The sequence below is a fragment of the Bradyrhizobium sp. genome (assembly GCF_017881085.1).
Taxonomy (GTDB): Bacteria; Pseudomonadota; Alphaproteobacteria; order Rhizobiales; family Xanthobacteraceae; genus Bradyrhizobium.
In genome coordinates, this window is the sequence record NZ_JADGRI010000030.1 from 1 (window position 1) to 19,510 (window position 19,510).

General features: G+C 63.8%; 13 protein-coding genes and 1 tRNA gene. 5 read left to right on the top strand and 9 right to left on the bottom strand.

Annotation, left to right across the window (positions count from 1 at the left end):
• Positions 1–685, top strand: a 685-nt coding sequence (locus QZ213_RS04855) for a site-specific integrase (RefSeq protein ID WP_291684923.1), incomplete at its 5' end; no start/stop codon positions are given.
• Between the two features lie 71 nt (positions 686–756).
• Here QZ213_RS04855 and QZ213_RS04860 read toward each other — a convergent pair.
• The 6 genes from QZ213_RS04860 to QZ213_RS04885 form a co-directional block, all read right to left on the bottom strand.
• A tRNA-Cys gene (locus tag QZ213_RS04860) sits at positions 757–830 on the bottom strand.
• A 57-nt stretch (positions 831–887) separates the two neighbouring features.
• Entirely contained in the window at positions 888–1,625 is a 738-nt protein-coding gene (locus tag QZ213_RS04865) for a tRNA-uridine aminocarboxypropyltransferase (RefSeq protein WP_291684924.1), read from the bottom strand.
• Between the two features lie 37 nt (positions 1,626–1,662).
• Positions 1,663–4,776 (bottom strand): efflux RND transporter permease subunit, encoded by a 3,114-nt coding sequence (locus QZ213_RS04870; RefSeq protein ID WP_291684925.1) that lies wholly within the window; start codon positions 4,774–4,776, stop codon positions 1,663–1,665.
• Complete coding sequence (locus QZ213_RS04875) at positions 4,776–7,910, bottom strand: efflux RND transporter permease subunit (RefSeq protein ID WP_291684926.1); 3,135 nt, start codon at positions 7,908–7,910, stop codon at positions 4,776–4,778. The genes QZ213_RS04870 and QZ213_RS04875 overlap by 1 nt, the downstream gene beginning before the upstream one ends.
• Before the next feature lie 51 nt (positions 7,911–7,961).
• Positions 7,962–9,335, bottom strand: a complete 1,374-nt coding sequence (locus QZ213_RS04880; protein ID WP_291684927.1) for an efflux RND transporter periplasmic adaptor subunit — start codon at positions 9,333–9,335, stop codon at positions 7,962–7,964.
• Positions 9,325–10,797: an efflux transporter outer membrane subunit gene (locus QZ213_RS04885; protein WP_291684941.1), complete on the bottom strand. Its 1,473-nt coding sequence runs from the start codon at positions 10,795–10,797 to the stop codon at positions 9,325–9,327. The genes QZ213_RS04880 and QZ213_RS04885 overlap by 11 nt, the downstream gene beginning before the upstream one ends.
• A gap of 452 nt (positions 10,798–11,249) precedes the next feature.
• On the opposite strand from QZ213_RS04885, the gene QZ213_RS04890 reads away from it, so the two are divergent.
• The 4 genes from QZ213_RS04890 (at position 11,250) to QZ213_RS04905 (ending at position 15,895) form a co-directional block, all read left to right on the top strand.
• A complete protein-coding gene (locus QZ213_RS04890; protein WP_291684928.1) occupies positions 11,250–12,563 on the top strand; it encodes an FAD-dependent oxidoreductase in 1,314 nt (437 codons plus the stop codon).
• A 2-nt stretch (positions 12,564–12,565) separates the two neighbouring features.
• Positions 12,566–13,459, top strand: a complete 894-nt coding sequence (locus QZ213_RS04895; protein ID WP_291684929.1) for a DUF1365 domain-containing protein — start codon at positions 12,566–12,568, stop codon at positions 13,457–13,459.
• A gap of 67 nt (positions 13,460–13,526) precedes the next feature.
• Positions 13,527–14,756: a cyclopropane-fatty-acyl-phospholipid synthase family protein gene (locus QZ213_RS04900; RefSeq protein WP_291684930.1), complete on the top strand. Its 1,230-nt coding sequence runs from the start codon at positions 13,527–13,529 to the stop codon at positions 14,754–14,756.
• 98 nt (positions 14,757–14,854) lie between these two features.
• Positions 14,855–15,895: a cysteine synthase A gene (locus QZ213_RS04905; RefSeq protein ID WP_291684931.1), complete on the top strand. Its 1,041-nt coding sequence runs from the start codon at positions 14,855–14,857 to the stop codon at positions 15,893–15,895.
• Between the two features lie 120 nt (positions 15,896–16,015).
• Here QZ213_RS04905 and QZ213_RS04910 read toward each other — a convergent pair whose 3' ends face one another.
• From QZ213_RS04910 to QZ213_RS04920, 3 genes are read right to left on the bottom strand one after another with little or no spacing between them, the layout of a single operon-like run.
• Positions 16,016–16,756 (bottom strand): amino acid ABC transporter ATP-binding protein, encoded by a 741-nt coding sequence (locus tag QZ213_RS04910; RefSeq protein ID WP_291684932.1) that lies wholly within the window; start codon positions 16,754–16,756, stop codon positions 16,016–16,018.
• Positions 16,757–16,766: 10 nt separating this feature from the next.
• Positions 16,767–18,290, bottom strand: a complete 1,524-nt coding sequence (locus QZ213_RS04915) for an amino acid ABC transporter permease (RefSeq protein WP_291684933.1) — start codon at positions 18,288–18,290, stop codon at positions 16,767–16,769.
• A complete protein-coding gene (locus QZ213_RS04920) occupies positions 18,287–19,492 on the bottom strand; it encodes an ABC transporter permease subunit (protein ID WP_291684934.1) in 1,206 nt (401 codons plus the stop codon). Before QZ213_RS04920 ends, QZ213_RS04915 begins: the two co-directional genes overlap by 4 nt.
• Positions 19,493–19,510: the final 18 nt, after the last annotated feature.

The window sequence follows — 19,510 nt, forward strand, 5'->3', positions numbered from 1 at the left end:
TGCCGACGCGGTCGAGCCGCCCAAGGTCGAGTGGCGGCCGATGCAGACCTATGATCTATCGCAGACTGCGGAACTGATCGAGGCCGTGCGTGACACCTCGCTGTTAGTCCCTACCCTCCTCGCGGTCCTCTGCGGGCTGCGCCGCGGAGAGGTATGTGCCCTGCGCTGGCGCAACGTCGACCTCGTTACGGGGCAGATATCGGTGGTGGAGAGCCTGGAGCAAACCAAGTCCGGTCTGCGCTTTAAATCCCCTAAGAGCGGCAAGGGCCGCACCGTGGCGCTGTCGGCGACCATGGTGGAGGAATTGCGGGCCCATCGAATCAAACGCGCTGAGGACCTGCTCAGGCTCGGCATCGCCATGTCGGATGACGATCTCGTGATTTCCCACGCCGACGGGTCAATCGTTCCACCGATCTACATTTCGCAGCAATGGGCAAGGACCATCCGGAAAACCGGGCTGGCCCATCTCCGGTACCATGACCTGCGACACGCGCACGCGAGCCACCTGCTCGCCAACGGCGTTCACCCGAAAGTCGCCAGCGAACGGCTGGGCCATAGCCGTGTAGGCATCACCTTGGATCTTTACAGCCATGTGATGCCAGGAATGCAGGAGGATGCCGCCGCGATGGTCGATGCCCAATTGCAGATCGCCATTCAAAAGCGAGCGTCAAAAACCATTCGGTAGCAAAGCGGTAGCAGCAGTAGTCCGCGGAACAAAATAGGAATCGAAAAACTTAATGATTTCAGATTGATAGGTGGAGGCCACGACCAGAATTGAACTGGTGTACACGGTTTTGCAGACCGTTGCGTAACCACTCCGCCACGTGGCCCCTTGAAGGCGAACTCTTATACGGCCTCCCCCGGATAGGCAACCAAGCCGGGGCGGCTCAGGCCCGCTTGCGGCGGCGGTAGTCCCGCTTCGGCCGCGGCTTGGGCGCGAGTTCGGGCAGTACGCTCTGCGCCTCGCGATATTTTGCCAGCATCCGCTCGAAACTGGCATGCAGCGTCTCGGCGATATCCGGCCGCTTTTCGAGGCTCGAGAGCAGCATCGCCGCGGCCTCGATGGTGGACAGGCCGTCGCGGCGCGGTTCGCGGCGCAGCTTGCCATAGCGCGACGGAAGCTGCGGGCCGAGGATAACGCGCTGGCATTTCAACATCCACGCATTGCGCCACCACAGCGCCTTGGCCTGGCTCCAGGTGCCGTCGAGCAGCACGATGCCTTCGATATCCTTCAGGATGGCGCGCTGATGGTCCTCGACTTCGCCTTTGCGGTTGATCGCGACGATGTCGCTGTCGGTGTCGAGATCGGCGACCTTCGCGGAGCCGAGATAGAGCACCGCCCAGCGCGAGGGATCATGGACCGGCCGTCCCAGCGCCTTGGAAAGGCTCGGCCATGACAATCCGATCTTCAGCACCGCATTCTTGAAATGCAGCGCGGTCAGCCGCGCGGTGCCGAGCGCCCTGTCCTGCTCCTGCGGATGCTGCAGTATCAGGAGCGCGATCTTGTTCTCGATCGGCGTGATGCTGTCGCAGATGCACAGCGGCAAGGGCTTTTGGCAGCGCGGACACTCCGGGATCGCCTCCGCGAGGGCGGCGCCGGCCTCTGGTTGGGATTGTTTTGACATGCGCCCGCTATACGCCCCGCGGCGCCGTGGTTCAAAGCTATTCTGCGGGGGCGGCGCTCGCGGCCGGCTCGGAGCGCCGCCGCAGCCGGTCGATCAGGAGATAGATCACCGGCGTCGTGTAAAGCGTCAGGATCTGCGAGACGAGCAAGCCGCCGATGATGGTGATGCCGAGCGGCCGGCGCAGCTCGGTGCCGGGGCCGGTGGCGATGACCAGCGGAATGCCCGCGAACAGCGCCGCCATCGTCGTCATCAGGATCGGCCGGAACCGCGCGCTGCAGGCCTCGAAGATGGCGTCGGCCGACGACAGCCCGCGGTGGCGCTCGGCGTCGAGCGCGAAATCCACGATCATGATGCCGTTCTTCTTGACGATGCCGATCAAGAGGATGATGCCGACGAAGGCGATGATGGTCAGCGGCGTATTTGTCACCTGCAGCGCCAATAACGCCCCCAGCCCGGCCGACGGCAGCGTGGAAATGATGGTCAGGGGATGGGCGAGGCTCTCATAGAGCACGCCCAGCACGATATACATCGCCACCAGCGCGCCGAGGATCAGCAGCGGCATGTGCCCGCTGGTCTTGCTGAAGTCGCCGGCATTGCCATCGAAGCTGCCGCGAATGCCCTCCGGCATATGCAATTCCTCCACCGCGCGCTGGATATTCGACGTGGCGACCTGCAGGGGCACGTCCGGCAAGAGATTGAACGACACCGTGGTCGAGGGAATCGACTGCGAGTGAAACACGGCGAGCGGCGAAAGGCCGCGCTGGTAGCGAACCACCGTCGATAGCGGCACCTGCGTGCCATTCGCCCCGGCCACGAAAATTTGCTCGAGGTTGGAAGGATCGCTTTGGAATTTCGGATCGATCTCCAGCACCACCATGTACTGGTTGCGCTGGGTATAGACGATCGATATCTGCCGCTGGGAGAACGCGTTGTTGAGCGCGTTGTCGATGTCCTGCACCCTAACGCCCAGGACCGAAGCCTTCTGCCGGTCGATCGACAGCGTCAGCTGCAGGCCCCCTGGATCGCGATCGCTGGAGACGTCGGTGATGCCTTCGACCGTCTCCATGCGCTTGCCGACGATCGGAGCCCATTTCTGCAGGAGATCGAGATCGGTGCTCGACAGCGTGTACTGGTAGTCGCCGGAATCGGACTGGCGTCCGCCGGCGCGGACGTCCTGCGCGGCGAACATGAACAGGCGAATTCCCGCCACGCGATAGAGATTTTTGCGCAAGCGATCGATCACCAGCGCCGTGGTCAACCCCTGCCGCTCCCCCGGCGGCTTCAGGCTGATGAACATGATGCCGCGATTGGAGCCTCCGCCGAACGGACCGCCGGCTCCGCTGAGGATCGACCCGACGCCCGCCACCGCCGGATCGGCCATCACGATATCGGCGAGCTGCTGCTGCAGGCCGAGCATCGACTGGAACGAGATGTCGGCCGACGCGCGGGTCGCGCCGATCACGAAGCCGGAATCGTCGACCGGGAAGTATCCCTTCGGGGTCTTGACGTAGAGCGTCACGGTCAGCGCGATGGTCGCGAAGAATACCAGCAAGGTCAGAAACGGAAAGGCCAGCACCGCGCGCAGCGTCCACGCATAGAACGCCACCATGCGCGACAACGTGCCTTCCACGACGCGATCGAACCACGTGGCGCTGCTGGAAGTCGTCTGCTTGACGTAATGGGCGCAGATCATCGGCGTGATCGTCAGCGAGACCACGGTGGAAACCACGATGGCAAACGTCAGGGTCACGGAAAATTCCCGCAACAGCCGGCCCACGATGCCGTCCATGAAGATCAGCGGCGTGAAGGCGGCGATCAGCGACAGGCTGATCGACAGCACCGTGAAGCCGATCTGCTTGGCGCCTTCCAGTGCCGCCTGATAGGGCCGCATGCCATGTTCGAGGTTGCGGTACATGTTCTCGATCATCACGATGGCGTCGTCGACCACGAAGCCGACCGAGATCGCCAGCGCCATCAGCGACAAATTGTCGATCGAGAATCCCGCAAGCCACATGCCGGCGCAGGTGCCGGCCAGCGCCAGCGGCACCGAGATGCCCGCGGCAATGGTCGGCGTGAGCCGGCGCAGGAACACGAACACCACCACCATGACCAGGATGGCCGTCGCCAGCAGCGTCAACTGCATGTCCTGGACGCTGGCGCGGATGGTTCCGGTGCGGTCGACGAGGGTGGAAATCTCGATACCGCCGGGAATCCACTGCTTCAGTTCCGGGATCAGCGCGCGCACACGGTCCACGGTGTCGATGACGTTGGCGTCGCCCTGCTTGGTAATTTGAATCAGAACGGCGGGCTGCTTGTTGAACCAGGCGATCGACCGGCTGCTGCGGACGGAGTCTTCGACGTCAGCCACGTCCGAGAGCCGGACGAAGCTGCCGTTCGAGCTCTTGACCAGGATATCCCTGAATTCGGCCGCGGTCCGCATCTGCTTGTTGACCGACAAGGTCTCGCTCTGCCGGCCGCCGTTGAAGATGCCGACCGGCCCCAGCGGATTGGCGTTGACGATCGCGAGCCTGACGTCGTCGGTCGCAATCCCGGCGTTCGACAGCGCCACCGGGTTGAGCGCGATGCGCACCGCGGGCTGATCGGCGCCGCTGACGGTGACGTCGCCGACGCCGGGGACCTGCGAAATGCGCTGCGCGATCACGGTATCCGCAACGTCGTAGATCGCGCTCGTCGGAATCGTCTTCGACGTCAGCGCCAGCACGAACACCGGGGCGGCTGCGGTGTTGGCCTTGCGGAATTTCGGCAATGTCGGAAGGTCGGTCGGCAGATCGGCGAGCGAGGCGTTGATCGCGGCTTGCACGTCGCGCGCGGCGCGATCGATATCGCGGCCGATCGCAAACTGCAACTGGATGCTCGTCGAGCCGAGCGAGCTTGTCGAGGTGATCTGATCGATGCCTGCGATCTCGCCGAGCCGCCGCTCCAGCGGCGCCGCGACGGTGGCCGCCATGATCGAGGGGTCGGCGCCGGGCCGCGTCGCGGAGACCCGGATCGACGGGAAGTCGACATTGGGAACGGCGGCGACCGGGAGGAACTGGTAGGCCACGACGCCGATCAGAAACAGCCCGATCGCCAACAGCGTGGTGCCGACCGGCCGGCGGATGAACGGCTCCGAGATCGACAGCGATGCCATTACTGCATCCCCTCGGTGGCTCCCGCAACCGGCGGCGACGGCAGTTCGGGCCCGACCGGCGGCACCGCCTTCTCGATGCTGCGGTTGATCCGGTCGAGCGCGAGATAGATCACGGGCGTCGTATACAGCGTCAGCAACTGGCTCAGCAGCAGCCCACCGATGATCGAAATGCCCAGCGGAAACCGCAGCTCGGCGCCGGTACCGCTTTCCACCGCCAGCGGCAGCGCGCCGAACAAGGCGGCCAGCGTCGTCATCATGATCGGGCGAAAACGCAGGAGGCAGGCCTGCACGATCGCGTCCATCGCCGACATGCCCTGATGCCGCTCCGCCTCCAGCGCGAAATCAATCATCATGATGGCGTTTTTCTTGACGATGCCCATCAACAGGATGATGCCGATCAGGCCGATCACCGACAAATCCTGCCCGAACAGCATCAGCGCCAGGATGGCGCCGACGCCGGCCGAGGGAAGCGTCGAGAGGATGGTGATCGGGTGAATGTAGCTCTCGTAGAGCACGCCGAGCACGATGTAGATGGTGACGAGCGCGGCCAGGATCAGCCACGGCTGCCCGGCCAGCGATTTCGAGAACTCGGCAGCATCGCCGGCGAAGACGCCGACGATGCTGCCGGGCATGCCGATGCGGGATTCGAGCGACTTGACTTCATCCACGGCGTCGCCAAGCGCCGCACCGGGCGCCAGATTGAAACTGAGCGAGACCGCCGGAAATTGCGCCTGATGCGAAATCGCCAGCGGCGCGGTGGTGCGCGTCAGCGTCGCAACGGCCGAGAGCGGCACCTGGGCGCCGAGCGCGCCGGGCAGATACAGCTTTGAAAGAATCGAGGGATCGCGCTGATATATCGGCAGCGCTTCCAGCACCACCCGGTACTGGTTAGCCTGCCCGTAGATGGTCGATATCTGGCGCTGCGCGAAGGCGTCGTTCAGGGTATCGGTCACTCCCTGCAGGTTGACGCCGAGCTGGCCGGCGCGCTGGCGATTGATATCGAGCGCGGCGCGCAGGCCGCCATCCTGGGCTTCCGAAGAGACGTCGCGGAACAGCGGATCGCGTCGCAGTTCGGCGACGAGCTTGCTGGCCCACAGGCCGACCAGCGCGGCATCGGTGCCGGTCAGCGTGTACTGATATTGCGACCGGCTGGACTGGGTCGAGATCTGCACGTCCTGAACCGGCTGGAAGTAGATCGTCATGCCCGGGATCGACGCCGTGAGCTGCTTCAGCCGCACGATCACAGCGGAAACGTCGGAGCGCCGTTCACCGCGCGGTTTCAATGTCATCACCAGCCGGCCGACATTGGTCGTCGGGTTGACCGAACCCGCGCCGATTACGGAGACGACGCCGGTGACATCAGGGTCGGCCTTGATCGCGTCGGCCGCCTGGGTCTGCCGGCTCTGCATTTCGAAAAAGGAAACGTCGGGGCCGGCCTCGGTCACCGCGGTAATCGAAGCGGTGTCCTGCAGCGGCAGGAAGCCCTTGGGCGCCACGACATAGAGGATCAGGGTTGCCGCCAGCGTGGCCACAGTGACAAGCAAGGTCGCGCGCTGGCGCTGAAGCACCCACAACAGCGAGTGGTGATAGAAATCGACCATGCGGTCGATGAAGCTGCTGATCGCGGCGAGGCCGGGGACCACCATCTCCTCGCCGGTATGCTTCAACAGCCGCGAGCACATCATCGGCGTCAGCGTCAGCGATACGATCGCCGAGGTCACAACCGCGATCGTCAGCGTCAGCGCGAACTCGCGGAACATGCGCCCCACCAGCCCCGACATGAACAAGAGCGGGATGAACACGGCGATCAGGGACACCGTCAGCGAAATCACGGTGAAGCCGATTTCGCTGGCGCCCCGCAGCGAAGCCTGCATCGCGGATTCGCCGTTCTCCATGTGGCGGACGATGTTCTCGATCATCACGATGGCGTCGTCGACCACGAAGCCGGTGCCGATCGTCAGCGCCATCAGCGACAGATTGTCGAGGCTGAAGCCGGAAAAATACATGATGCCGAACGAAGTGATCAGCGACAGCGGCAACGCGACCCCCGCGATCAGGGTGGCGCGCAGCGAGCGCAGGAACAGCAGCACCACCAGCGTGACCAGCACCACGCTCAGGACCAGCGTGAACTGCACGTCATGCACGGACGCGCGAATGGTGTCGGTCCGGTCGCTGACCACGGCAAGGTTCACCCCCGCCGGAACCGCGCGCTGCACTTTGGGTATTTCGGCCCGGATCTGGCGAACCACCTCGATGACGTTGGCGCCGGGCTGGCGCTGGATATCGATGATGACGGCCGGCGTGCCCTGATACCAGCCACCGGTGCGATCGTTCTCCATTCCGTCGACGATCTGGGCAACGTCGCCGATGGTGACCGGTGCGCCGTTGCGATAGGCGATGATGATCGGCTTGTAGGCGTCGGCGGCGGCGATCTGGTCGTTGGCGGCGATGGTATAGGACTGTTGCGCGCCGTCGAGCGACCCCTTCGGGCCGGAGACGTTGGCGCCCGCGATCGCGTTGCGCAAATCCTCCATCGCGATGCCATAGGCGGCGAGCCGCGCCAGATCGGCCTGCACCCGCACCGCCGGCTTCAGACCGCCCAGCACGGAGACCCGTCCCACCCCGGAGATCTGGCTCAGGCGCTGGGCCAGAATGGTGTCGGCGAGATCGCTCATGGCGCGAAGCGAAATCGTCTCCGACGTCAGCGCCAGCGTCAAAACCGGCGCGTCCGCGGGATTCACCTTGGCGTAGGTCGGCGGATAAGGCAGCGTTCTGGGCAGCACGCCCGCGGCGGCGTTGATCGCGGCCTGTACATCCTGGGTGGCGCCGTCGATGTCGCGGTTGAGATCGAACTGCAGCGAAACCTGGCTGACGCCGAACGAACTCGTCGAGGTCATCGACGACAGCGACGGAATCTGCCCGAGCTGGCGTTCCAGCGGTGCGGTGATCAGTGAGGCGATCACATCGGGACTGGCACCGGGCAGCTGGGTCGTCACCTGCACGGTGGGGAAGTCGACTTGCGGCAGCGCCGAGACCGGCAGCGCCCAATAGCCGAGCGCGCCGCCGATCAGCAGCGCCACCCCGAGCAGGGAGGTCGCGATCGGCCGGCGAATGAACGGTTCAGAGACGCTCATGGCTGCACGCTCACGCTTGTGAAGTCAGGCATCAGACGGCGATGGTTTGGGTCATGGCTGCGACTTCGCTCCGCCGCCCGACTGCTCGCCTCCCTGCGCGGCGCCGCCTTCGGCCTGACCGCCCTCCGCCTTCTTGCCGCGGCGCTCGCCCTTGCCGTCCTTGACCTGATCGCCCTGCGGCGGGCGGCTGCCCTTCTTGCGCGGCGCGAGATCGGCCGCCGGCGTTTGCTCAACCTTACCGACGATGACCTTGGCGCCATCGGAGAGGTTGGCAAAGCCGGTCGTCACCACGCGATCGGACGGCGTCAAGCCGCTCGCGATCACCGCTTCGGTCTCGTTCTGCTGCGTCACCATGACCGGCTTGGCCGTGACGATGTCGCCGTCGCCGATGACGTAGCTGAAGGTTCCCGCGGGCCCCCGCTGCACCGCCGAGGTCGGCACCACGATCGCCTGCGAAAGCGTGTCGACCTTGAGCCGCACATTGACGAACTGTCCCGGCCACAACTGAAAACTGGCATTCGGAAATTCGGCCTTGAGCTTCAGCGTTCCGGTGGTCGGATCGACCTGGTTGTCGATGCCTTTCAGCGTGCCGGAGTCGATCACCGTGATCCCGTCATTGCCGAACACGTCGACCGCCAGCGCACCCTTGCCCGAGGCGGCATTGACCCGCACGATCTGCTGCTGCGGCAGGCTGAACTGCACCGCGATCGGCTGCAACTGGGTGACGATGACCAGTCCGGTCGTGTCGCTGGCGTGGATGATGTTGCCCTGGTCGACCTGCCGCAATCCGGCCCGGCCCGACAAGGGTGCGATGATCTTGGTATAGCCGAGCGTCGCGCCCGCGTTGTCGATCTGCGCCTGATCGGAATTCACCAGCGCCTCCTGCTGGGCGATGACGGCCTTCTGCGTATCGTATTGCTGCTTGGAGCCGGCATTGGAGGCGGCCAACTGCTGGTAGCGGACCAAATCGAGGCGCTGATTGGCGAGTTGCGCCTCGTCCTGGGCCTTCTTGGCGACCGCCTGATCGTACTGCGCCTTGTAGATGACGGGATCGATCTCGCCGAGCACGTCGCCCTTCTTGACGTCCTGTCCTTCGGTGAAATTCACCGCGATCAGCTTGCCGTCGACCTGCGAGCGCACGGTCACGGTGTTGAGCGCGCGCACGGCGCCGACGCCGTCGAGATAGACCGGCACGTCCTTGATTTGCGGTGTCGCCGCCAGCACCGGAACCGGCAGGTCGGGACGCGCGGCCCGGTTGGCCGCCTGCTTCTGCTGCAGCGAGGTCCAGGCGATGTAGCCGAGGCCGCCGAGGATCAGAAGGGTAATGGCGATCGAAACGGTGCGGCGGCGTGCGCGCGAGGCGACGCGGGCGACGCGGTCGCCGGCCGCCTTCGCGGTCCCGTTCAAATCCGGCTTAAAGAGCATCGACCGGCTTCTCCATCTTCGGCTCCCAGCCGCCCCCCAGCGCCTGGTACAGGCTGACGAACGCCAACAGCTGGGCAAGCTGCGCCTGCAACAGCGTGTCTTCCGCCTGAAACAGCGTCAGTTGCGTATTTAGCACAGTTACGATGTCGGCGGTGCCGGCCCGAAGCTGCTGTTCGGACAATTGAAAGGCCCGCCGCGAGGCCGCCACCACCTCGCGCTGCAGCCGCAGCTTCACGGTGGTCTGCTTGATCGAATAAAGCGCGTTGTCGACATCGGTGAATGCCGAGACCACGGTCTTGCGGTAGGTCTGCAGCAATTCATCCTGCCGTGCCTGGGTGAGTTCGAAATTGCCCAGGATCCTTCCGCCGTCGAAGATCGGCTGGGTCAGGCTGCCGACCATGCTGAAGAACGCGGCATGCGGCTGAAACAGCGATACCAGCGCCGAACTCTGATAGCCGCCCTGCCCGGTGAGCTGGATGGTGGGGAAGAATTGCGCGCGGGCGCTGCCGACATTGGCGGTGGCGGACGCGAGCTGGGCTTCCTGGCGCCGGATATCCGGCCGCTGCGTCAGCAACTCGGACGGCAGGCCCGGCGTCACGCGTGGCAACGCCACCTGATTCAGCGAACCGCCGGTGATGCGTACGCTTTCCCGCGGCCGCGAAACCAAGAGCGCCAGCGCGTTGATGTTCTGGTCCAGCGTCTGCCGCAGCGGCGGCACGGCAGCGCGCTGATTGGCGAGAACGCTTTCCTGCTGCGCCACATCGAGATCGGTGCCGGTGCCGGCGCTCAGCCGTTGCTTGATGGCATCGAGGATACGGCTCGCGCTGGCGATGTTGCGTTCGGCGGTGCGAATGCGGTCCTGCGAGGCCAACACCTGGAAATAAGCTGACGCGACGCTGGTCAGCGTGGTCAGCGCCACCACCTCGCGGTCGAAACGGTTGGCAATGGCGGTCTCCTCGGCCGCCTGCAACGCGTCCCGGTTCTGGCCCCAGAAATCCAGTTGATAGCTGGCGCTGAGCGAGGAAGAATAGTTGACCACCTCTCGTCCGCCATTGGTCAGTCCGCTGGCGCTCGAGCCTGAGGTGCGGGAATAGGTCTCCTGACCTGCGCCGCTCAGGCTCGGCAGCAACGCTGCGCCCGCCACGCGCGCCTGCGCATCAGCCTGCTTGAATCGCGCCACGGCGGCGGCGATGTCCAGATTGACCCGCTGGGCTTCCTCCATCAGATCGGTCAGTTCCCGCGACCGGAATCCGCGCCACCAATCCAGCGTCGGCGACGCGTCGGAATCGGTCGCTCGCGCGGCCTTGTAGGCGTTGGGAATGTCGAGCGCCGGATCCGGCACATCCTGGGTCAGCACGCAGCCGAAAGAACTAGCCGCGATGCCAAGCGCTACAAGCCATCTCGCTGCCCGACCGAGACCGTGAACGGTGAGAGGCAGGCACTCGGCGGCAACATCCGGCAATCCCTGGCCCACGTCAGCCCTCCGCCGGGCAAATGCCCGGCTGCCCGGCGCACGGCATTGCGAAACCCGCCGGACCGATTCGCGGATAATGCTGCTGGGAGACTGGTCGCCGCGCGTCCACGAGGGGTGATGCTTCCTTAGGGAACCTGTCTGGCATACTAGCCGGGGGATCATGTTGCGGACAGTCCTGTTCCGGCTCTGTCCCCTGTGGTGCCGATCAATTGAGGGTGCCGAATCAGCGACAGGAACTTGCAAGTTTCTCGCGTTTTGTAGGGCTTTTTGCAAATTGAGGCATTGCCCGGGATGCGGCAAGCTTACCAACATTTCATGTGGCCGACAGCCTGCGCAGCGCGGCAGGCCACGCCCCAATGCCCCTTCAACACCCTTTGGCCGATGCTGAAACTTCCCTCGCCATGCACCGTATCTCGCTTGTCAACAGATGGGGGCGGTGAATGCGGGTCGCGGTTATCGGAACGGGAATTGCCGGCAATGCCGCAGCCTGGACCTTGTCGAGGCGCTACCCGGTGACGGTGTACGACCGCGACCTCAGGCCGGGCGGACACAGCCACACCGTTACCATCGACTATGATGGAGCCCCGCTCGCGGTCGATATCGGCTTCATCGTCTACAACGAACTGAACTATCCCGACCTGACGGCGCTGTTCGCCCATCTCGACATCGAGACCGTGGAAAGCTGCATGAGCTTCGCGGTCACCGCGGATGCCGGCCGCTTCGAATGGAAAGGCGGCGGCGAAAACTGGATCCAGACCGCGATCGGTCTGTTTGCCCAGCCGAAGAACGTGCTGTCCCCGTCCTATCTCTGGATGCTTCGTGATATCCTCACCTTCAACCAGCAAAGCATCGCCGACCATGCGGCGGGAAAACTGGCGGGGCTGACGCTCGGCGAGTATTTTCGCCGCAACCATTTCGCCCCGCGTCTGCTGACCGACTACCTCGCGCCGATGGGTGCCGCGATCTGGTCCGCACCGGCCAGCGAGATGCTGGACTTCCCTGCGGAGAATTTCGTCGCGTTCTTCAGCAATCATCGGCTGCTGCAATATGATCGCCCGGTCTGGCGCACGGTGAAGGGCGGCAGCCGGCGCTACGTCGAGAAAATGACTTCGGCCTTCCGCGACCGGCTTCGGCTCGGCTGCGCGGTGACGTCGGTCGAGCGCACGCCGCACGGCGTCGTCGTCCATGACAGCCATGGCCGGCGCGATACTTACGATCATGTCGTGATCGCCTCGCATAGCGATCAGGCGCTGGCGATACTGTCCGACGCTGACGCTTCCGAGCGCGCGATCCTCGGCGCCATCGGCTATTCCCCCAATCGGGTCTACCTGCATCGGGACACCAGATTGATGCCGAAGCGCCGCCGCGCCTGGGCATCGTGGAATTTCCTGCGCTGGAAGCGCGAGGGCACGGCCGAAAACGACGTCGCCGTGACCTACTGGATGAACCGGCTGCAGGGCATCCCCAGCGACACGCCGCTGTTCGTCAGCCTCAATCCTCCGTTCGAGCCGGACCCGGCGCTGACGTTCGGAAAATACATGTGCGACCATCCGCAATACAACGCCGCCGCCTTTGCCGCCCAGAAGCGCCTCGGCGACATCCAGGGGCGGCGCCATACCTGGTTCTGCGGTGCATGGACCGGTTATGGTTTTCACGAGGACGGATTGCGGTCCGGTCTTGCCGTCGCAGAGGCGCTCGGCGCCGCCGTGCCGTGGCGCCAACCACCGCCCGAGCTGGCGCAAGCCGCGGAATAGCCATGCCGGACCAGCCCGCCAAATCCAAAACGCCGGAACAAGCCGCGGCCGCCCTCTATGTCGGCGAGGTGATGCATGCCCGCCTCAAGCCGATGGGCCACCGCTTCAGCTATCGGGTGATGAGCCTCTTGATCGATCTCGACCGGCTCGATGCGGCGGACCAGCAGTCGCCGCTGTTCGGCGTCAACCGCGCGGCCCTGTACAGCTTCAACGAGGCCGATCACGGCGCGCGCGACGGCTCGTCCTTGCGCCTTTACGCGCAACGGCGCGCGGCGGAACATGGCGTCGACCTGACCGGCGGACGGGTGCGGCTATTGTGCTACCCGCGACTGCTCGGCTTCACCTTCAATCCGCTGTCGGTGTATTTCTGCCATCGCGCCGGCGGCGAGCTTGCGCTGGTCATCTACGAAGTCCGCAACACGCTGGGCGACATCCACGCTTACGTGCTCCCGGTAAAGCCAGGCGAGTTCAGCGATGCCGGTCTGCGGCAGGAGCAGCAAAAGCTGTTCTACGTTTCACCCTTCATCGAGATGGCGACGCGCTATCATTTCCGCGTCTCGCCGCCGCGAGAGCGCGTCAAACTGCGCATCCTCGAGACCGACCGCGAGGGCCCCCTGCTCGCCGCGACCTTCATCGGCCGCCGCCGCAGCCTGACCAACGCGGCGCTGCTGCGCGCGTTCTTTGCGCTGCCGCTCGTCACCCTGAAGATCGTTGTGGCGATCCATTGGGAAGCCCTGCGCTTGTGGCTCAAGGGCGCGCGGCTGGTGCAACGTCCGAGCGCTGCAACCGCGAAAACCATCTTGGCGGTGGGCGAACGCAATGACTATACTGGACCTGCATTGCCTGCGCCGGCCGGGAGGAAACCGGATCCGCGGGAGAGCGCTCTGGTCCATTGAGGGGCGGATCCGAGAAATCGGGCCACCACGTTCGGACACAGAGCCATATCGCTCGATGGGTCTGTATATGTCTGAGTTCATCACTGTAACACCCGACAATGTGGAGATGGTGCTTTCCGATCTGCCGCGTGTCGTCCGGCTGGCGGTCGGCTTCGGTTCGAGGTTGCGGCGCGGCACGCTCGATGTGACGCTGCCCGACGGCCGCATGGTCAGGCTGGGCGGCCTGGAGCCCGGCCCGTCCGCCGCCATGACGCTCTACAATTTCGGCTTCGCGTCGCGGCTCCTGAACGGCGGCGACATCGGAATAGCCGAGGCCTATCTGAACGGCGAATGGGACACGCCCGACCTTACGCAGTTCCTCTATCTGTTCTGCGTCAATCACGACCTGATACAAGCGATGCTCGGCGACAAGCCAGTGATACGCTTCGTCCAGATCGTCCGGCACTGGTTCAACCGCAACACCAGGCGCCAGGCGCGCCGCAACATCTATGCCCATTACGACATCGGCAACGCGTTTTACTCGGCATGGCTCGATCCGAGCATGACCTATTCCTCGGCCCTGTTCGAGGATCACACCCCCGACCTCGCGGCCGCGCAGAACAACAAATATCGCAGGCTGGCCGAAGCGATCGATCTGCAGCCCGGCCAGAAATTGCTGGAGATCGGCTGCGGATGGGGCGGCTTTGCCGAATATGCCGCCAAGACCTTCGGCGCCAAGGTGGTCGCGCTCACCATCAGCAAGCAGCAGCAAGACTTCGCGCAGCGGCGAATTCAGGAGGCCGGCCTTGCCGACAAGGTCGAGATCCGGCTGCAGGACTACCGCGACGAGCGCGACCGCTACGACCGGATCGCGTCGATCGAGATGATCGAGGCGGTCGGCGAGCAGTTTTGGCCGAAATATTTCTCCCAGCTGCGCGACCGGCTGTTGCCGGGCGGGCTCGCCGGCATCCAGGCCATCACCATTCAGGACAGCCTGTTCCAGACTTATCGCCGCGAGGTCGATTTCATCCAGCGTTACGTTTTTCCCGGCGGCATGCTCCCTTCGCCGCAGGTCCTGAAATCGCTGGGCGAACGGTTCGGCGTTCCCGTCATCCGCGAACGGATTTTCGGGCAAGATTATGCCAAGACGCTGGCGATCTGGCGAAGCAATTTCCGCGCGGCCTGGCCCAACCTGATGCCATCGGGTTTCGACGACCGGTTCCGGCGGCTTTGGGAATACTACCTCGCCTATTGCGAGGCCGGCTTCCTGTCGGGAAATATCGACGTGCGCCAGGTGGTGTTCGCGAAATCGAAATAGCTGCACTGCGGAAATCAACGCAAAACCGGCTTCCACTTTGCATGGTGCCGCTCTAGGGTCGTTGCCAGATTTGGCAACTGACTGGCGCTTGTCCTGACATGAGAATCAACAACGACGTCGTCGAAGCGATCGGCAATACGCCGCTCATCAAGCTGAAGCACGCTTCGGAAGCGACCGGCTGCACCATCCTCGGCAAGGCCGAGTTCATGAATCCGGGCCAGTCGGTCAAGGATCGCGCGGGCAAATGGATGATCCTGGAAGCCGAAAAGCGCGGCGATCTCAGGCCGGGCGGCCTGGTGCTGGAGGCGACCGCCGGCAATACCGGCATTGGCCTTGCGGTGGTGGCGAGCGCGCGTGGGTACCGGACAATGATCCTCATTCCGGAAACCCAGAGCCGGGAGAAGAAAGACATGCTTCGGCTATGCGGCGCGGAGCTGATCGAAGTACCGGCGCTGCCTTACAGCAATCCGAACAATTACCAGCATGTCGGCAAAAGGCTCGCCGAACAGCTCCGCAAGACCGAGCCGAACGGCGTGCTGTTCGCCGATCAGTGGAACAATCTCGATAACGCCAAGGCCCATTACGATTCCACGGGGCCGGAAATCTGGCAACAGACCGGCGGCAGGGTCGACGGCTTCATCTGCTCGGTCGGCACCGGCGGAACGCTGGCCGGAACCAGCCGCTATCTGAAGGAAAAGCACCCGGGCATCGTCAACGCCTGCGCCGATCCGCCAGGTTTCGCGATGTATGAACTGTTCAAGCACGGCCATGTCAAATCGACACCGGGCGATTCGATCACCGAAGGCATCGGGCTGGGCCGAGTCACGCCCGTGATCGAAACAGCGAAGGTCGATGACGCGTTTCTGATTCCCGATGAGGAATCCGTGCGCGTGATCTATGAACTGCTCGAGCACGAAGGCCTGTGCCTCGGCGGCTCGAGCGGAGTAAATGTCGCCGGCGCCATTCGCCTCGCCCGCCAGCTCGGACCCGGCAAGACCATCGTCACCATCCTGTGCGACTCCGGAAACCGCTATCAGTCCAAACTGTTCAATCCGGAATTCATGCGCTCCAAGAACCTGCCGGTACCGGAATGGCTCGAACGTCGCAGCAAGATCGACGTGCCGTTCGAGAAGGTGTGATGGCCGCCAGGCGTCAATATTTTCGGTGGCCGAATCCCACGACGAGTCGCGCGTCAGGATGGCGAATGAAAATTTCCCGGTTCTCCATTCGTTATCCCCTTTGCGTCCCGTTCGTCAAACTTACCGCAATATCTGGCTGAGGAAAAGTTTGGTCCGCGCGTGCTGCGGATGGGCGAAGAAGTTTTCCGGCGTGTTCGATTCGATGATCTGGCCGGCGTCCATGAAGACGATGCGGTTGGCCACTTCGCGGGCAAATCCCATTTCGTGGGTGACGACCAGCATGGTCATGCCTTCTTTGGCGAGGTCGACCATGGTGTCGAGCACCTCCTTGACCATTTCGGGATCGAGCGCGGAAGTCGGCTCGTCGAACAGCATGACCTTCGGATTCATGGCAAGGGCGCGCGCGATGGCGACGCGCTGCTGCTGGCCGCCGGACATCTGGCCCGGATATTTACTGGCCTGATGCGGGATCTTCACCCGCTCCAGATATTTCATGGCGGCCGCTTCGGCATCCTTCTTGGGGATGTTACGCACCCAGATCGGCGCCAGCGTGCAGTTCTCCAGCACGGTCAGATGCGGAAACAGGTTAAAGCTCTGGAACACCATGCCGACCTCGCGCCGGACTTCGTCGACGCGGCGCAGATTCGGACCGAGTTCGATGCCGTCGACCACGATCTCGCCTTCCTGGAATTCCTCCAGCGCGTTGATGCAGCGGATCAGCGTGGATTTGCCCGAGCCGGACGGACCGCAGATCACGATGCGTTCGCTCTTGGCGACATCGAGGTTGATGTCGCGCAGCACGTGAAAGTCGCCGTACCATTTGTTTAGGCCGATAATGTTGACGATCGAGTTGTCGGTCATGATGATTTGCTCAATTGCGCCGGTGTGCGTTCAGCCGGTGCTCGACGAACAGCGAATAACGCGACATTCCAAAACAGAAGACGAAATAGATCATGCCCGTGAAGGCGAAACCCGTGAACAGGGTCGTGGGCGTCGCCCAGACCGGATCGGAGAACGCGGCGCGCAACGAACCGAGCAGATCGAACAATGCGACGATCAATACCAGCGAGGTATCCTTGAACAGCGCGATGAAGCTGTTGACGAGGCCGGGAATGACGTGGCGCAGCGCCTGCGGCATCACGATCAGCGCCGTCGCCTTCCACCAGGACAGGCCGAGCGCACTCGCCGCCTCGTCCTGGCCGCGCGGGATCGCCTGCAGTCCGCCCCGGATCACCTCGGCCTGATAGGCGCCGGCAAACAGCGCGATGCCGATCAAAGCGCGCACCAGTCCGTCGACGGTAAAACCCGTCGGCACGAACAGCGGCAGCATGTAGGTTGCGAAAAACAGCACGGTAATCAGTGGGACGCCGCGCCAAAATTCGATGAAGATGATCGAAAAAATCCGGATCAGGGGGATCGTCGAGCGCCGGCCGAGCGCCAGCGCGATGCCGACCGGCATCGAGGCCACGATGCCGGTGACGGACAGCACCAGCGTCACCAAGAGCCCGCCCCACAGCCGGGTATCCACGACAGGCAATCCGCCGCGGTCGATCCCCATCACCGCGATCACGATTCCGGTGCCGGCAAAGAACGCAAGGCTGCCGATCAGCGGGCGCCAGCCGGACCGCGTGCCTCCGCTCAACCAGAACAGCAGGACCGAGACGATCGCAGCCGTCACCACCAGATCGAGCCACACTGGTTGGCCGGATATCCTGATCTGATCGCGCAGCCAGGTCAGCGGCCGGAGCAACCAGGAAATGCCGGTACTGAGCAGGACGACCAGCTTGCCGAGCGCCCACAGCACCGGGCCGATCACGGCTGTGGTCTGTCCGGCCTTGGCGAGTTGTCGGCCGGCTTCGCCGATGCTGTCGCTAAAGCCCGACAGAATTCCAGCCGTCCAGCTGACGCCGAAACCTTGCAGCCCGCCGCCATGCAGCAGGAAGAAGGCGACGACCGGAAACGCGAAGAAAAACAGCCCGGCGTTGAGGCCCTTGGCGGGCAACCGCGGAATCAACAGGGGCAACAGCAGTATCGCGGCAAGGACGTACGTCAGGTTGACCCGCCAGCGCTCCGACTCCGGATAGAACCCGTACATCAGCTGGCTGAACTTCGCCTGGATGAACGGCCAGCAGGCGCCGACCGGATGTCCGGCATTCTCGGCAAGGCATGCGTTGCGGTCGGTGCCGCTCCAGACCGCATCGACCAGCAGGAATTTCAGCGCGGGCACCGCGACGAACCACAACAGCAGCGCGCTCACGATCGTGAGCAGGATATTGGTCGGCGAATTGAACAGCCGGGTGCGCAGGAAGCCGACGAAGCCGGTGGTCTTGACCGGCGCGGCGCGCTCGGCAATCAGCTCCTGGCGGACGAAAACAGATGCCGTGGTTTCGCTCATCCGCCCATGCTCCGGCCGATCCGCCAACCGTAGAAACTCATGATCGCGCTCGTCACCAGCGAGATCAGGAGATAGACGCCCATGGTGATGCCGATGATCTCGATCGCCTGCCCGGTCTGGCTCAGCGTGGTTCCGGCGAATACCGAGACCAGGTCAGGATAGCCGATCGCCACCGCCAGCGACGAGTTCTTGGTGAGGTTGAGATACTGGTTGGTGAGCGGCGGCAAGATCACCCGCATCGCCTGCGGGATCACGATCAGCCGCAACACCGAGCCCCGCTGCAGCCCGAGCGATGATCCGGCTTCCATCTGCCCCTTGTGTACCGACAGGATGCCGGCGCGCACGATCTCGGCGATGAAGGCCGCCGTATAGGTCGACAGCGCCAGCGTCAGCGCGACGAACTCCGGAATGACGCGCGAGCCGCCGGCAAAATTGAAGCCTTTGAGAACGGGCATCTCAAACGTCACCGGCGCGCCGAAGATCAGCACGGACAGCAGCGGCAGGCCGACCAGCAGACCCAGAAGGTAGGGCCAGATCTTGATCACTCTGCCGCTTTCGAACAATTGCCGGCGCGCGTAACGCCACAACCCGACGGCTGCGACGACCGCGACCAGCAGGGAAACCACGAAGGGCTCGAAACCGGGATTGCCGACCGGCCTTGGAATCACCAGTCCGCGATTGCTGAGAAAGAAGCTGTCGAGCAGCGAAATGCTTTGTCGGGGATTGGGCAGCGCGCCAAGCACCGCGAGATACCAGAACAGGATCTGGAACAGCAGCGGCACATTGCGGATCGCTTCGACATAGCCGCCGGCGATCCGAGACAAGAGCCAGTTCGGCGAGAGCCGGCCCAGCGCGACCAGAAATCCGATCACGGTGGCAAAGAAAATGCCGATCACCGAAACCAGCAGCGTATTGAGCAGGCCCACGAAGAACACGCGGGTATAGGTGTCGGATCCCGAATACGGAATCAGGTTCTGGCTGACGTCAAAACCCGCCGTGTTCTTCAGGAATCCGAAACCGGAGGTGATCCGCTGCGACTCCAGATTGGCGCGGGCGTTGGCGACGATTTCGTAACCGATCCAGACCAGGGCGGCGACAAACACGATCTGGACGGCAAATCCCTTCCAGCCCGCGCGGCCACCGAGGACGTGCCGCAGTCTGGCGGCAAACTGCGACGGCGGGTGTCGGGGCTCGATGCTCATCGCCGCGGCCGTACGGCC

Excerpts from the sequence above, each read along its gene's own strand:
- QZ213_RS04875 (WP_291684926.1), bottom strand. The coding sequence starts at position 7,910 with ATGAGCGTCTCTGAACCGTTCATTCGCCGGCCGATCGCGACCTCCCTG.
- QZ213_RS04900 (WP_291684930.1), top strand. The coding sequence starts at position 13,527 with ATGTCTGAGTTCATCACTGTAACACCCGACAATGTGGAGATGGTGCTT.
- QZ213_RS04880 (WP_291684927.1), bottom strand. The coding sequence starts at position 9,335 with ATGCTCTTTAAGCCGGATTTGAACGGGACCGCGAAGGCGGCCGGCGAC.
- QZ213_RS04895 (WP_291684929.1), top strand. The coding sequence starts at position 12,566 with ATGCCGGACCAGCCCGCCAAATCCAAAACGCCGGAACAAGCCGCGGCC.
- QZ213_RS04910 (WP_291684932.1), bottom strand. The coding sequence starts at position 16,756 with ATGACCGACAACTCGATCGTCAACATTATCGGCCTAAACAAATGGTAC.
- QZ213_RS04870 (WP_291684925.1), bottom strand. The coding sequence starts at position 4,776 with ATGGCATCGCTGTCGATCTCGGAGCCGTTCATCCGCCGGCCGGTCGGC.
- QZ213_RS04890 (WP_291684928.1), top strand. The coding sequence starts at position 11,250 with ATGCGGGTCGCGGTTATCGGAACGGGAATTGCCGGCAATGCCGCAGCC.
- QZ213_RS04865 (WP_291684924.1), bottom strand. The coding sequence starts at position 1,625 with ATGTCAAAACAATCCCAACCAGAGGCCGGCGCCGCCCTCGCGGAGGCG.
- QZ213_RS04920 (WP_291684934.1), bottom strand. The coding sequence starts at position 19,492 with ATGAGCATCGAGCCCCGACACCCGCCGTCGCAGTTTGCCGCCAGACTG.
- QZ213_RS04905 (WP_291684931.1), top strand. The coding sequence starts at position 14,855 with ATGAGAATCAACAACGACGTCGTCGAAGCGATCGGCAATACGCCGCTC.
- QZ213_RS04915 (WP_291684933.1), bottom strand. The coding sequence starts at position 18,290 with ATGAGCGAAACCACGGCATCTGTTTTCGTCCGCCAGGAGCTGATTGCC.